A 14,207-nucleotide genomic window follows, 5' to 3' on the forward strand; every position below is an offset into this window, starting at 1 on the left:
TTGTTTGCAAAGCATGTAAAATGAAAATCACGCGTTTAATCGCGTGGACGAAAGGATTAGCTAGTCGTATATTTTGAGTATCTTGTTTATTTTTGTTATGCTAAAGATAAGAATAAGGGAGGGATTTGTATGGGCAATATCAAGAATCAAAAAGATAAAGTTGTCGGATCTGCCAAAGAAAAAATTGGTAAGTTACTTGATAAAGATGAATTAAAAGATGAGGGTCGTGCACAAGCTGAAGTCGGTAAAAAGAACGCAGACCAATACAAAGCACGAATTGCTGAATTAGAAGATCAACAAGCAGAAAAAGAAGCACGCCAACAAGATTTAACACAAGAACGAAAAAAAGAAATGTCTGATCGAACAAAAAAACCACTCCCAGATGCTGAACATATCCCTGATGAACAAAAAATCGAAGAGCAACGGTTAAAACATTATACTGGTATTGAAGAAAAATTGTAGTTTTTAGAAAGCATGAAGTAATGCGTTCAAAAGCAGACAATTAAAAATCATTCACAGTTTCGTTTCAACCGGCAAATGAGTTGTGATAAAATTTTGTCACAGCTCATTTTTTGCGAAAAATGAATAAAAACGCTTTATTAATGATGGAAACTGCATCTTTTTAGCTGGGAAAGTCGCTTAACATAAAAGTTTCATGTTATAATGCAACTAACTATGAAAGAGCAGAATGTTCTTTTTATAAAACTTAAATGATACATGAGGTGAACTAAATGAGATGTCCAAGATGTCAACATAATAATTCCCGTGTTATTGATAGCCGTCAAGCAGATGATGGTCGGGCGATTCGTCGTCGACGTGAGTGTGAAAATTGCTCATTTCGTTTTACAACATTTGAAAGAATCGAAGCTGCACCATTACTAGTTATTAAGAAAAACGGTGAACGTGAAGAATTTAATCGAGATAAGATTTTGCGAGGGCTGATTCGTTCAGCTGAAAAACGTCCAGTTGCTATGGAACAAATGGAGCAAATTGTGAACCATGTGGAAAATCGGGTTCGAAGTTTAGGAGAAAATGAAGTATCAACCAATTTAATTGGAGAATATGTCATGGAAGATCTCGTTAATTTGGATGAGATTGCATATATTCGTTTTGCAAGTGTCTACCGTCAATTTAAAGATATGTCCGTGTTCCTAAAAGAACTACAAGACATCGTGGAGAAGGCAAAAGAAAATAACAAATCCAAAGATGACGAAGACGAAAGTACAGAATAAAGGGGGCATTTCCTTGGAAAATGCTTGGAAAGAGCTTCAACCAAAAAATATCTACCAAGGAAGAAAGCAAAGTCCTTTAAAAGAAGAAAGCCGAAATGCGTTATTACATCTTTACCAACCCTTGATTGGGGGAGAAGCGCTTAGTCTTTACCTTACTCTTTTGACAGAAATTTCTTTAGAAACTGGCCAAGGACCAGAAGGACTTCACGCAGATTTATTGAGTAGTCTTGGTTGTGGTATTCCTCAATTTTACGAAGCACGAAAAAAACTTGAGGGAATTGGCTTATTAGATGTTTATTACAAAGAAGATCCTAGCCTAGGAACGTGCTTTCTTTATGAATTGTTAGAACCAATGTCGGTGAAACAGTTCTTTATGGATTCTGTTTTAAGCTTTTTACTATTAGAAAAGGTTGGCGAGCGTCGCTTCGACCAGTTAGTCAAGCGTTTCGAGCCAAAAAAATTTTCAACAGAAGGTTATCAGAAAAAAACCAAAAAATTTTTAGAAGTATATCAATTCAATGAAGCTTCATTTGACGCTGATAAACAGCAAATCGAAAAGCTGCAAGAAACATTTACTGAGCAAGCAAAAACCAAGCGATTGTCTGAAAAAAGTACGATTGATTGGGCTTTTTTAACAAACTGGTTACAAAAGAAACATATTGAAAAACCAGAGGAATCAATTATCAAACAACTCGAAATGTATCAGCAATTGTATGGTTTGGATGACTTAGCTTTAGGTGAAAAAATCGTTGAAGCATACGACTTCACAGAACAAAAAGTGTCTTTGAAAGAACTTCAAAAAATCTTTTTAGCAAACCCGGTTAGTCAATCATCCGTGGTTAAAGTGCCTGTAGAAACTTCAGCCACTACCGAAACCACAAAGGCTGAACCAGTTACGAAACAAGGACAGTTGTCTGCAGCCTCTGTGCAGTTGATTAAAGAGGCCCAAAGTGTTCCACCAATGAAATACTTAGAGTCAATCAAAAAAGAAAAAAATGGCTATGTATCTAAATCAGAAACGTGGTTGATGCAAGAACTTGTTTCTCGTTCGGGACTTCCAAGTAGTGTCATCAATGTGTTGCTGAACTATGTATTAGTTATCAAAAATCAAGCAAGTTTAGGGACAAACTATGTCAATACGATTGCTAACGAATGGGCACAACAGAAAATTATGACAGCAGAAGATGCGATTGCTCATATTAAAAAGAAAAGCCAAGAAAGCGCAGAGAAAAAGCAAACGAGAAATTACACAAATACTCGTCGAAACGTACGCCGAGAAAAATTACCTGATTGGGTAAATCAACCAAAAGACGAGAAGAAAATCAGTCAAGAAAAACAAGCGGAAATTGATCGGCGCTTTAAAGAATATCTTGCTAAAAAGGAGGGTGACAACTAATGGAAGATGTTGGAAGAGAATTAAAAAAGATCATCAGTAAACGCAACTACCAAGAAAAGTATGCCGAAATGATTCAAGAAGTATTGAATGATTCAGATGTTCAAGCCTTTTTGGCAGAACATCAAGAACGTTTAACACAAGCAGATATTGAAAAAAGCTATGCAAAACTTTATGAATTTGTTCAAGAAAAGCGAAAATATCAGAAAAATGATCCGACAATGATTGCACCAGGATATGAACCAAAACTAGTGTTGAACTTTCATTATGTGGATGTCACCTATGTGCCGACTGAAGCATTAATTGCTCGACAAAAACAAGAAGAAATCCGTAGTCGTGTGAAAGCAATGGATATGCCTAAAGATATTCAAACGGCTACCTTTGAAGGATTTGAGCAAACAAGTGGTCGTAGTGATGCCTTTTTTGAAGCATTTAATTTTGTGGAACAATACACAAAGGATCCTAAAGGCTATCACAAAGGGCTATATTTAGTTGGAAGCTTTGGTATTGGAAAAACTTATTTATTAGGTGCAATCGCACACGACTTAGCTGTTGCAGGGTATACAACGACACTCGTTCATTTTCCAACATTTGCAGTTGAAATGAAACAAGCAATTGGTAAAGACCAAGTTTCGGATAAACTTGATGCGGTAAAACGTTCCCCTATCTTAATGATGGATGATATTGGGGCCGATGCCATGAGTAGTTGGATTCGTGATGAAGTATTTGGCGTTATTTTGCAATATCGAATGCAAGAACAACTACCGACCTTTTTCTCATCAAACTTTACGATGGATGAGTTAGAAAAACATTTGTCTGTCACACAACGTGGCGATGAAGAACCTTTAAAGGCCAAACGTATTATGGAACGTATTCGTTATCTAACAAAAGAAATCGAGATGACTGGGAAAAATCGTCGAAACGGCTAAAAGTGAATAAAAGAACGGAGATGTGGTTTATGAAGCGTATAGTATCTTGCTTAACCTTAGCGACAACCTTTTTATTATTGACCGCCTGTGGGAATCAGTCTACTAATGATGAACAAACAGCTGAAACGACTTCTAATTCGTTGGCACAAGATCAAAGTGTTTTTACTGGGACTGTTGAAGAAGTGACTGAAAGCGACGATGAGGATCAAATCGTTCGTGTGAAATTAATTGACGTCAAGGCAAAAATTGATCCTGAGAATATTGGGACCTCATTTGCGAATGACGGTGTCATCTTAAATGCGCCAACAGATAAAATCAAACCTAACCTGGACGCATTGTCTGAGGGAACAGAAGTCGAGTTGACCTTGGCTAAACAACCTGTGATGACAATGTCGTTACCACCGCAAATTCCAGGAAATTCAATTATTCAAGTTTTAGCTATCCAATAATTAATGAAGCAAACCAACCGGTTTTTTCATTTCGTACAAGTGACGAAGTGAAGAAACCGGTTTTTCTGTTTCGTGAAAAAATTGAGAGTTACAGTGCGGAAGTGGTGAAAAGTGCCGTAGATGCAGCTAAATTAGTCTAACGTTAGATCTAGCAATGGAAAATGCTCCTGCCACAGTTTACTCTTTTTTTCTAATTCTTTCTGGTTATTTATCTTATTTAGGAATTCGGAACAAAAAATTTGAAGTTAGGTATGTAGAAAAATCAATTTACAGTCTGGTTCTTGGTGAATTGATCTATCACTTTCAAGGAAGACGATACCACCAAGAGGAAATAGCTAAGAGCCAAAAAACTAGCAATCTTCTTAACACGCAAAACGCGATCTAAAGAGGAATCACTCAGTGTTTTCGTCCAATGAAAACCTATTTGCTGGTAATTATTGTTGGTTTTGTTTTAGGTGATGCCACATTACCATTTATTTACATTCATTTTATCTAGAAGTAATCGGGTTGGTCTGGTGGAAAAAAGGATTTTCTGTCACATCTCTCTCCTTATTTTATAGAGGAAATGCTATAATGATTGGAAAAGGAGTGAAGTTATGAACCATTTAGAGTTGTCGCAACGCCTAGCTACTGTAGGAGAGTTTGTCCCTGCAAAAGCTCGTTTAGCGGATATTGGCTCAGATCACGCCTATTTACCGGTTGCTTTGATGTTAAAAGGAAAAATTGAGTTTGCAGTTGCTGGTGAAGTGGTGAAAGGTCCATTTGAGTCCGCACAAAAACAAGTGAGAAAAGATGGCTTGGAAGAGCGCATTGTTGTTCGTTTGGCGAATGGTTTGGCAGCAATTGAACCATCAGATGAAATTAATGCTATCACGATTGCTGGCATGGGCGGCGCATTGATTCGTGATATTTTAGAAGCAGGGAAAACACGCCTAAATCAAAAAGAACGCTTGATCCTTCAACCAAATATTGGTGAGCGCACGCTTCGTGTCTGGTTACAAGAAAACCAATATCAGATTATTGAAGAAGTTATTTTGGAAGAAAATAAAAAAATCTACGAGATTATTGTAGCGGAAAAAGCTACTAGTCCAGTAATTTATTCTCCAGAAGATTTGATGTTTGGACCTATTTTACGACAAATGAAGAGTGAGATTTTCCAAGTAAAATGGCAAAGAGAGCTTGCACAGCGCGAAGCAATCGTTCAGCAAATGATTGAAGCAAATAAAGGAGATAAAATCAGCGAACGCCAACAAAAATTTGAAACTGAAATCAAACAGATTCAGGAGGTGTTAGGATGATTAATGCACAAACGTTCATTAATCGCTTTGAACAGTATTGTCCACAATGGCTCGCAGAAGAAGGAGATCCAGTCGGGCTACAAATCGGCACATTGAATAAACCAATTCAAAGAGTCATGATGACGTTAGATGTTCGTCCTGAAGTAGTCGAAGAAGCAATTGCTAAAAAAATCGACTTACTGATTGCCAAGCATCCACCGATTTTTCGTCCAATAAAGCAGTTGACTACGGATGAACCGCAAGAAAAAATGTATACAGATTTATTGAAACATGATATTGCTGTTTACGCTGCACATACAAATATGGATATTATCTGGGACGGGTTAAATGACTGGTTTTGTGAGCGACTAGGTGTTCAAGTCGAGAACTATTTAGTGAAAACACATGAAGTAGGGTATAAAAAATTAGCAGTTTATTTACCTGTTGAGGATGCGACAATCATGCGTGAAGCGCTTGCAAATGCAGACGCAGGCCAACTAGGTGAGTATTCAGGCGCAAGTTTTACCTCCGTGGGGCAAGGTCGTTTTACTCCTTCCCAACAAGCGCATCCAGCGATTGGAACGTCTGGTAAAGCAGAAAAAGTGCAAGAAGCAAAAGTGGAAGTGGTTTTTCCAGAAACAATAGAGAAAACTATTCTTCAAGTAATGAGAGAGAATCATCCATACGAAGAAATCGCTTATGATTTGTTTTCGATTGATGCACCAGCACAAAGTTTTGGATTAGGACGTGTCGGAACATTGCCAAAACAGTTAGACCTAACAACATTCATTGAAAAAGTCAAAATAGCACTTCAAGTCGATGACTTACGTGTGGTTGTACCGTCACAACTAACTGAGCCAAGAGTTCAACGAATTGCGATTTGCGGTGGAAGTGGTGAAAAGTTTTATCCTTCTGCGTTGAAGCAAGGCGCAGATGTTTACATTACAGGTGATCTCTATTATCATACAGCACAAGACATGCAAAGCGCAGGTCTGATTGCGATTGATCCTGGTCATTATATCGAGTCATTATGCAAAGAAAAATTTGTTGAAAAGTTTGAATCTTGGAAACAAGAAGAACAATGGGATCTTGATTTTTTTGTTTCTGAAACGAATACCAATCCATTCCAATTTCATTAAAAAGGGGCAGATATTATGTATGAAAATCTTTTACCACGTTTTTTAAAATATGTGAAAACTGAAACACGCTCAGATGCGACAAGCACAACGACACCTTCAACAGCTACACAAATCGCTTTTGCGCAAGAGCTCAAAAAAGAATTAGAAGAACTAGGATTATCTGATGTTTTTTACAATGAGGAAAATGGATTTGTAATGGGAACTTTACCAAGTAATGTAGACTATCCTGTTCGTTCAATAGGCTTTATTTCCCATATGGACACAGCAGATTTCAATGCAGTTGGTGTTAATCCACAAATCATTGAAAATTATGATGGTGAATCAACAATTGTTTTGGACGAAGCAGGACGATACACGTTGAATACCAAAGATTTTCCTAACTTGAAAAATTATGAAGGACAAACACTCATTACAACAGATGGTAGTACATTACTTGGTGCAGATGACAAAGCAGGAATTGCCGAAATCATGACTGCAATGGAAATCTTGCTTAAAAATCCAACGATTCCACATGGTGAAATCAAAGTGGCGTTTGGTCCTGACGAAGAAATTGGTGTCGGTGCAGACAAGTTTGATGTTGACCAATTTAATGTGGACTTTGCTTATACAATTGACGGAGGCCCACTAGGTGAGTTGCAGTATGAAACATTTAGCGCAGCGCAAGCCAATTTAACGATTCTTGGGAAAAATGTTCACCCTGGAACAGCGAAAGATACAATGATTAATGCGTTACAATTAGCTATTGATTTTCACAACCGGCTTCCTGCAGATGAAGTTCCTGAAAAAACAGAAGGATATGAAGGTTTCTTCCATTTAATGACATTAACAGGTAACCCAGAAGAAGCCACAATGAGTTATATTATTCGCGATCACAATCGTGAAAAATTTGAAGCACGTAAAGCGTTGATTTCAAGTATCCAAGAAAAAATGAATCAAGCATTTGACCAAGAACGAATCAAGGTTGACATGTTTGATCAATATTACAATATGAAAGAAATCATCGAAAAAGATATGAGCATTGTTGAACTAGCTAAACAAGCAATGCTTGATCTAGACATCAAACCTGTGATTGAACCCGTTCGTGGTGGAACAGATGGCTCAAAAATTTCTTATATGGGTATTCCAACACCAAACATTTTTGCTGGTGGCGAAAACATGCACGGGCGCTTTGAATTTGTTTCGTTGCAAGTAATGGAAAAAGCAACTGATGTGATTGTAAAAATTGCTGAGTTGAATGCGAAAGATAAAAAGTAATTTGATGATGTGAATTGAATTTATCAAAGTAAACCTAAAAAGTTGGGGCAAGTGAGTAAATCATTTGCCCCAACTTTTTTATACGTGTTTGTTGCGGACACTTTCTTTCAATTTTTTAATAAAAATCAAAACAATGATCTCAATTTTTTTCATTTTTGGCAAAAAAAAGTAAAATAGGGTAGAAGGTGGCGATAACTATGAAAAAACTACTAGTATTTTATAACAAAAGTTCAGGAAAAGATGAAGGAGAGAAGTTGGCTAAATGGTTTCAACAATATGCGAAGAATAAGCAACCAGACTTAGAGATTCAATTAACTCAAACAGGACCTGAAATTCGTGATGAAACGCTGATTGAAAAAGCTGAATCTTTTGATGCAGATACGTTGATTATCATTGGCGGCGATGGAACGATTCATCATATCGTTAAAGCCTTTCAAAAGACGATTGAAAATTATCACATTGGTTTGTTGCCAGGAGGCACGGTAAACAATCTTGCTCGCGTATTGGAAATTCCTTTAGAAAAAAAGGCAGCAGCAGATGTCATTTTAACTGCACAGACGAAAGCCATAGATTATGGAACAGTCAATGATTCAGTCATTATTTCAACGTTAACGGTTGGGTTACTGGCTGATACAGCAATGCGTGTGAGCCAAGAAGAAAAGCAAAAATTTGGGCCTTGGGCATTTGCTAAACGATTCATTAAACTGGTCGTGCAAAAACGTCGCTATCGTTTAACGATTCAAACGGATGATAAAAAGTGGGAGCAAAAAGCTCAGCTACTAACTGTTACCATGACGAACTCAGTAGGTGGGTATACAAATTTTGATGATTTAGCAAGTCCTGATGATGGGAAATTCCATGTAACAATCATTCCAAAATTGAACTTCTTTTCTTACGTCTTTTACTTACCTCGTATTCTACGAGGAAAATTTTATACTGTTCCGGGAATTGATTACTATACAACAAGTGAATTGCGACTGGCCAGTGAAAAGAAAGTGGGCACTCGAACAGATGGAGAAACGACAGATAATCTACCAATTAAAATGACAGTAATACCAAAAGGGTTGGTTGTTTATGTACCAAAAAATAAATAGTCTTTACATTCAATAGTAGTTTAGGGTAATCTTAAAAAGTACGATTTGAAAAGGAGAAAAGATGGAAGTTTTGATACACAACCCTTTATGGTTCTATTTGATTATTGTTAATTTGTATTTGTTTTGTCTGATGGGCTATGATAAACACCAAGCAAGAGTTGGTGCATGGCGCGTTCCTGAGAGCAATTTGATTTTTGTTAGCCTGCTTGGCGGTGGTCTAGGTGGATTGATTGCTCGCAAAGTTTTTCACCACAAGACATTAAAGAAAAAATTCACGATTGGCTTTACTGTCGGCGTGATTGTTGATGTGATTTTGATTTATTTTTTCCATTAAGGAGTAACGGATGTCGAATAAACGAACAAAAACGAAATTATTTTTAAACTTGCTATTATTCTTGTTGATTCTCGGTATCATTTACTATTTGATTCAGCATTCTTTAGCGGATATTTTAGCAGAATTATTATCAACAAGTCTTGTTGTATTGCTTGGTGTTCTTTTGCTGGGAACGATTTACCAGATCGCGGAAGGCCGTTCCATTAAAGAAATTGCGAAACCTTTTGCTCCAGAGTTTTCAACAAAGGATGGCTTTTGGACTTCCTGCTACGTTGCATTTTATCGAATTGTTTCTTTTGGTACAGGAACCCTGATTTCTGAAGTCTACTTTTATAACAAAAAAGGAATGAGGTTTTCGCAAGGCGTAGGGGTAACAGCTTTACACATGATTATGTACAAGATGGCGGTAATTACGTACGCGATAATTGGTTTACTGATTCAGTTTTCATTGTTTTATACAAAAGCGCCAAAAATGATTCCTTTTATTTTAGCAGGGATCATTTTAACAATTGTTATTGTGAGTGCCTTGTTAGTTTTATCAATGAGTATCAATGTTCAAGTATTATTTGTAAAAATAGCTAATCGACTGTGTAAACGAAACAAGACACGAGCACTAGTTGATAATTGGAATATCCAAATTTATTCGTTACGCGAAACAGTGCAGACAATCGTAAAAGATCGAACAGCACTGGGCTGGATTTATTTTTGGAATTTAGTCAAGCTACTCTTCTGGTACATCATTCCTTATCTGACTTTAGTTGAGAATCACCCATCAGTGGACTTCTTACTAACTTTTTCTTTTGTTAGTTTTGCTGTGGTTTTAGCGGGGGTGTTGCCGACTCCAGGTGGTATCGGTTCTTTTGAATTTGTCTATTTGTTATTGTTCCGCCCACTTGTCGGAACAGTTGATGCGGTATCTTCGTTATTATTGTATCGCTTTAGTTCATTTGTCTTACCATTTATTTATGGCATGTTCTATGTCCTTGTTGAACGACGTGCAGTTATCAAAAAAGAAATCAGTGAAGTTAGACGAGAAAAAGTCAGCGAGTCTAGCCGAGAAGAAATGTAAAAAATCTAGAAGTGAAGAACAGAAGTAATTGTTCTTTTACTTTTAGATTTTTTTTTTTGAATGTCAGAGTTTATTTTTTGACCAATGTTGACCAAAAGAGTATAATGTTTCTTGTAGGATTGATGGGTAAGAAACAATCATCCTTGAACTTTCAATATAGGAGGTAGTTTATATGAATATTGAAAAAATGACAACTACGCTTCAAGAAGCGATTGCAGAAGCGCAGCAAGTTGCTGTGACGCGAAAACATCAAGAAATTGATATTGCGCATCTTTGGAAAATTTTTTTACAACCAAGTCATTTTGGACGAAATTTCTATACGGACGCGGGAGTTGATGTTGATCAATTTGAACGCGAAGTTGACCGATTACTAGATGAATATCCAAGTGTTTCAGGTGGAAATATTCAGTATGGTCAAAATTTAAGCCAAAATTTATTTAGCTTGTTAAATGAAGCAGACCAATTAAAAGAAATCTTTGGAGATGAATTTTTATCAACAGAAATCGTTATCCTAGCATTGATGAAATTAAAACATTATCCTTTAACAACTTATTTAGTTAAACAAGGAATTACAGAAAAAGAACTTCGAAAAAATATTGAAGATATGCGAGGAGGGGAAAAAGTGACCTCAAAAAATCAAGAAGAACAATACAAAGCATTAGAAAAATACGGTGTTGACTTAGTGCAACAAGTCCGTAGTGGCAAAATGGATCCGATTATTGGACGTGATGAAGAAATTCGAGATGTCGTTCGAATTCTTTCACGAAAAACAAAGAATAATCCTGTTTTGATTGGGGAACCTGGGGTTGGTAAAACAGCGATTGTCGAAGGATTAGCACAGCGAATCGTTCGCAAAGATGTTCCAGAAAACTTGAAAGATAAAACTATTTTTTCATTAGATATGGGGGCATTGATTGCGGGTGCAAAATTCCGTGGTGAGTTTGAAGAACGATTGAAAGCTGTTTTGAAAGAAGTAACAAAAAGTGAAGGCAGAATTATCCTATTTATTGATGAAATCCATAATATCGTGGGTGCTGGAAAAACAGAAGGCAGTATGGATGCTGGAAATTTACTAAAACCAATGCTTGCTCGTGGCGAATTGCATTTGATTGGTGCAACAACTTTGGATGAATATCGTCAATATATGGAAAAAGATAAAGCTTTGGAACGTCGTTTCCAAAAAGTACTGGTTAAGGAACCAACTGTTGAAGATACCATTAGTATTTTACGTGGATTGAAAGAACGATTTGAAATTCACCATGGGGTCAATATCCATGATAATGCTTTAGTTGCAGCTGCTACTTTATCAGATCGTTATATAACAGATCGTTTTCTACCAGATAAAGCAATCGATTTGATTGATGAAGCAAGTGCTACGATTCGTGTCGAAATGAATTCGATGCCTACGGAACTTGACCAAGTGACTCGTCGATTAATGCAATTAGAAATCGAAGAGGCAGCATTGAAAAAAGAATCAGATGATGCAAGTAAAAAGCGTTTGAAAAATCTACAAGAAGAACTAGCTGATTTACGTGAAGAAGCAAATGCAATGAAGATGCAATGGGAAACAGAAAAAGAAGAAGTCAATACTGTTTCAACGAAGCGTGCGGAAATCGACAAAGCCAAACATGAGTTAGAAGATGCGGAAAATAATTATGATTTAGAACGTGCAGCTGTCTTACGTCATGGAACGATTCCTCAACTAGAAAAAGAATTAAAAGAATTAGAAGCAAAAGCAAAAAATGATGATATCAAAATGGTTCAAGAATCTGTGACTGAAAATGAAATTGCTCAAGTTGTCGGTCGATTGACAGGTATTCCAGTAACTAAGTTAGTTGAAGGGGAACGCGAAAAACTAATCAAGCTAAATGAAACATTGCATAAACGTGTTATTGGGCAAGATGAAGCAGTTGATGCCGTAAGCGATGCAGTTATTCGTTCGCGTGCTGGATTGCAAGATCCAAATCGTCCACTTGGCTCATTCTTATTCTTAGGTCCAACTGGGGTAGGGAAGACTGAGTTAGCTAAAGCATTGGCAGAAAACTTATTTGATTCTGAAGATCATATGGTTCGAATTGACATGAGTGAATACATGGAGAAACATTCAGTATCACGGTTAGTTGGAGCTCCTCCAGGCTATGTTGGTTATGAAGAAGGCGGTCAATTAACTGAAGCTGTTCGCCGCAATCCATATACGATTGTTTTACTTGATGAAATCGAAAAAGCACACCCAGATGTCTTTAATATTTTATTACAAGTGTTAGATGATGGGCGCTTGACAGATTCCAAAGGACGAGTGGTCGACTTTAAAAATACTGTGTTGATTATGACAAGTAACATTGGCTCACAATTATTGTTAGAAGGTGTAACAGCAGAAGGAACAATTCCAGAAGCAGTGGAAGAACAAGTACGTACCATTTTGCGTGGAAACTTTAAACCAGAATTCTTGAACAGAATTGACGATACGATTTTATTTACACCATTGAGTTTGGAAAATGTTAAGGGAATCGTTAACAAGATGGTTGCTCAATTAGCTCGTCGTTTAGAACATCAAGAGATTCAATTAGAAATCAGCGAAGCAGCAAGAACTTGGATTGCAGAAACTGCCTACGAGCCAGCTTACGGGGCACGTCCATTGAAACGTTTTATTACGAAAGAAGTGGAAACACCTTTAGCAAAAGAAATCGTTGCAGGTCATGTTTTACCAAAATCAAAAGTTACGATTGATTTTCTTGCTGGGAAACTCCAATTTTCAACAGAAGAATTGCCAGAAGAAGAATAAATGAATGAAAAAAACACTTCAATCATTTCGATTGAAGTGTTTTTTAATGGTATCAGTGCAAATAAGCAAGTTAGTATTTATTTCTTCGCTTTTTCTAAACGATAACTTTTGAAGTAAGCCAAATTTTTTCGGCTGTTCGTCCAAGCAAAGATTCCCATGAACAAGGCACCCATTGTATTCGTAAACAAATCACCCATTGTGTCCATCAGCGCAGCTCGACCAATAAATAAAGTTCCATTTGAAGCTGCAAATCTTTGTAAATTCATTCCTAAAAATTGATCGCAAAGGAACTCCCAGAATTCCCAAAAAACGCCACACGTTCCAGCAAAAGCAAAACCAAATAATAAAAATAACCAAGGACTGGTTTTTTCAATCGGCGCATCTTTCATTAAATAACCAATCAAACCATAACCTAACGCTGTCAGAACCATTGGACTAACTGCATGAAGAATCTTGTCCCAAAAAGGAATGATACTAATCAAGTGTAACCCTGTTCCTAAAAAGACAGAAATGAAAAGGAAAAACCAATAAAACAAAACAATAGCAGCAGGAATTCTTATTTTAAATAGTTTGAAAATAATTTGTGGTAAGAAAATCAAAACGATACCAGCTAAGGACTCGACGATAAATATGATTCCTTGCGTAGTAGAATATTTTTGCGTAACAAATTCAAAAATATTGTAGCCAACAACAAATACCCCAAAAGCCAGTAGGGCAGTTTGTACTTTTTTTAACTCATTAATAATCATTGAGATGCCCCCTCAGATAAATATTCTTCAATTTTTTTCAATAATTCGGTTTCTGAAGCGACCACTTCACCATTCAATTTGATCAACCCAACAGTATAAAGATTTAGATAATGAAATTGGTTTTCTGCAACTTCTTGTAAAGCAGCAATTTTTTTAGGGTGTGTTCCACCTTGTTGACGAGTATCTGTGTATAAACCAATCACAGGGATTCCTTTTGCATAAGCAACACCAATTTCAGATGCCACTCCAGCATCAATCGTTAATCCATCGAGTAAAGCAACCATTAATTGGCTTTCCAAGACTTTTTCGGTGTCTGCCAATGCAATCATTTGACTGTCTGCGTAAGCTATTTTGTCATTGATTGCTTCATTTTCTTGTGGTAAATAAACAGTAATTTTTGGTGAAATCTCACGAATTTGAGCAACAAGATTAGCGTTATATAAAAGGTCGCTTTTAGCGAACATAGGTCCAGCAAAATAAATGTTCATTGTGTATTCATCCTTTAT

At 36.7% G+C, this 14,207-nt stretch carries 14 protein-coding genes; 12 read left to right on the forward strand and 2 right to left on the reverse strand.

The genetic code is table 11. The annotated features are described in order from the left end of the window. Positions 1 to 129: 129 nt before the first annotated feature. From IGJ93_RS05760 to clpB, 12 genes are all read left to right on the forward strand, one after another. Positions 130 to 462, forward strand: a complete 333-nt coding sequence (locus tag IGJ93_RS05760; RefSeq protein ID WP_067481780.1) for a hypothetical protein — start codon at positions 130 to 132, stop codon at positions 460 to 462. A 269-nt stretch (positions 463 to 731) separates the two neighbouring features. Then, positions 732 to 1,232, forward strand: coding sequence for a transcriptional regulator NrdR (gene nrdR / locus IGJ93_RS05765; protein ID WP_067481782.1), 501 nt, complete (start codon positions 732 to 734; stop codon positions 1,230 to 1,232). A 13-nt stretch (positions 1,233 to 1,245) separates the two neighbouring features. Further along, complete coding sequence (locus IGJ93_RS05770) at positions 1,246 to 2,628, forward strand: replication initiation and membrane attachment family protein (RefSeq protein WP_071868447.1); 1,383 nt, start codon at positions 1,246 to 1,248, stop codon at positions 2,626 to 2,628. Further along, on the forward strand, positions 2,628 to 3,554 hold the full coding sequence (gene dnaI, locus IGJ93_RS05775) for a primosomal protein DnaI (protein ID WP_067481786.1): 927 nt from the start codon (positions 2,628 to 2,630) through the stop codon (positions 3,552 to 3,554). Before IGJ93_RS05770 ends, dnaI begins: the two co-directional genes overlap by 1 nt. A gap of 29 nt (positions 3,555 to 3,583) precedes the next feature. Beyond that, the gene (locus IGJ93_RS05780) at positions 3,584 to 4,003 is read left to right on the forward strand and encodes a hypothetical protein (RefSeq protein ID WP_067481788.1); all 420 of its coding nucleotides are present in this window, start codon (positions 3,584 to 3,586) and stop codon (positions 4,001 to 4,003) included. A 596-nt stretch (positions 4,004 to 4,599) separates the two neighbouring features. Next, complete coding sequence (locus tag IGJ93_RS05785) at positions 4,600 to 5,301, forward strand: tRNA (adenine(22)-N(1))-methyltransferase (protein ID WP_285700207.1); 702 nt, start codon at positions 4,600 to 4,602, stop codon at positions 5,299 to 5,301. Then, entirely contained in the window at positions 5,298 to 6,419 is a 1,122-nt protein-coding gene (locus IGJ93_RS05790; RefSeq protein ID WP_270660303.1) for a Nif3-like dinuclear metal center hexameric protein, read from the forward strand. Before IGJ93_RS05785 ends, IGJ93_RS05790 begins: the two co-directional genes overlap by 4 nt. A gap of 15 nt (positions 6,420 to 6,434) precedes the next feature. After that, positions 6,435 to 7,673 (forward strand): peptidase T, encoded by a 1,239-nt coding sequence (gene pepT / locus IGJ93_RS05795; RefSeq protein ID WP_430597029.1) that lies wholly within the window; start codon positions 6,435 to 6,437, stop codon positions 7,671 to 7,673. 197 nt (positions 7,674 to 7,870) lie between these two features. After that, complete coding sequence (locus IGJ93_RS05800; protein ID WP_071868443.1) at positions 7,871 to 8,767, forward strand: diacylglycerol/lipid kinase family protein; 897 nt, start codon at positions 7,871 to 7,873, stop codon at positions 8,765 to 8,767. Between the two features lie 61 nt (positions 8,768 to 8,828). After that, complete coding sequence (locus IGJ93_RS05805) at positions 8,829 to 9,101, forward strand: DUF1294 domain-containing protein (RefSeq protein ID WP_067481798.1); 273 nt, start codon at positions 8,829 to 8,831, stop codon at positions 9,099 to 9,101. Positions 9,102 to 9,111: 10 nt separating this feature from the next. After that, positions 9,112 to 10,170, forward strand: coding sequence for a lysylphosphatidylglycerol synthase transmembrane domain-containing protein (locus IGJ93_RS05810; RefSeq protein WP_271027372.1), 1,059 nt, complete (start codon positions 9,112 to 9,114; stop codon positions 10,168 to 10,170). A 172-nt stretch (positions 10,171 to 10,342) separates the two neighbouring features. Next, on the forward strand, positions 10,343 to 12,952 hold the full coding sequence (gene clpB / locus IGJ93_RS05815) for an ATP-dependent chaperone ClpB (protein ID WP_071868441.1): 2,610 nt from the start codon (positions 10,343 to 10,345) through the stop codon (positions 12,950 to 12,952). A 77-nt stretch (positions 12,953 to 13,029) separates the two neighbouring features. On the opposite strand, the gene IGJ93_RS05820 is transcribed toward clpB, so the two are convergent. Next, entirely contained in the window at positions 13,030 to 13,701 is a 672-nt protein-coding gene (locus IGJ93_RS05820) for a hypothetical protein (RefSeq protein ID WP_430597030.1), read from the reverse strand. Continuing rightward, complete coding sequence (locus IGJ93_RS05825) at positions 13,698 to 14,189, reverse strand: nucleoside 2-deoxyribosyltransferase (RefSeq protein WP_071868439.1); 492 nt, start codon at positions 14,187 to 14,189, stop codon at positions 13,698 to 13,700. The genes IGJ93_RS05820 and IGJ93_RS05825 overlap by 4 nt, the downstream gene beginning before the upstream one ends. Positions 14,190 to 14,207 lie beyond the last annotated feature (18 nt).

The organism is Enterococcus sp. DIV0174 (genome assembly GCF_050529065.1).
Classification (GTDB): domain Bacteria; phylum Bacillota; class Bacilli; order Lactobacillales; family Enterococcaceae; genus Enterococcus_B; species Enterococcus_B thailandicus.

Bases quoted from the DNA above. Each gene is read 5' to 3' on its own strand.
- dnaI (WP_067481786.1), top strand. From the start codon at position 2,628: ATGGAAGATGTTGGAAGAGAATTAAAAAAGATCATCAGTAAACGCAAC.
- IGJ93_RS05820 (WP_430597030.1), bottom strand. From the start codon at position 13,701: ATGATTATTAATGAGTTAAAAAAAGTACAAACTGCCCTACTGGCTTTT.
- IGJ93_RS05800 (WP_071868443.1), top strand. From the start codon at position 7,871: ATGAAAAAACTACTAGTATTTTATAACAAAAGTTCAGGAAAAGATGAA.
- pepT (WP_430597029.1), top strand. From the start codon at position 6,435: ATGTATGAAAATCTTTTACCACGTTTTTTAAAATATGTGAAAACTGAA.
- IGJ93_RS05825 (WP_071868439.1), bottom strand. From the start codon at position 14,189: ATGAACATTTATTTTGCTGGACCTATGTTCGCTAAAAGCGACCTTTTA.
- clpB (WP_071868441.1), top strand. From the start codon at position 10,343: ATGAATATTGAAAAAATGACAACTACGCTTCAAGAAGCGATTGCAGAA.
- IGJ93_RS05810 (WP_271027372.1), top strand. From the start codon at position 9,112: ATGTCGAATAAACGAACAAAAACGAAATTATTTTTAAACTTGCTATTA.
- IGJ93_RS05790 (WP_270660303.1), top strand. From the start codon at position 5,298: ATGATTAATGCACAAACGTTCATTAATCGCTTTGAACAGTATTGTCCA.
- IGJ93_RS05805 (WP_067481798.1), top strand. From the start codon at position 8,829: ATGGAAGTTTTGATACACAACCCTTTATGGTTCTATTTGATTATTGTT.
- IGJ93_RS05780 (WP_067481788.1), top strand. From the start codon at position 3,584: ATGAAGCGTATAGTATCTTGCTTAACCTTAGCGACAACCTTTTTATTA.
- IGJ93_RS05785 (WP_285700207.1), top strand. From the start codon at position 4,600: ATGAACCATTTAGAGTTGTCGCAACGCCTAGCTACTGTAGGAGAGTTT.
- IGJ93_RS05760 (WP_067481780.1), top strand. From the start codon at position 130: ATGGGCAATATCAAGAATCAAAAAGATAAAGTTGTCGGATCTGCCAAA.
- nrdR (WP_067481782.1), top strand. From the start codon at position 732: ATGAGATGTCCAAGATGTCAACATAATAATTCCCGTGTTATTGATAGC.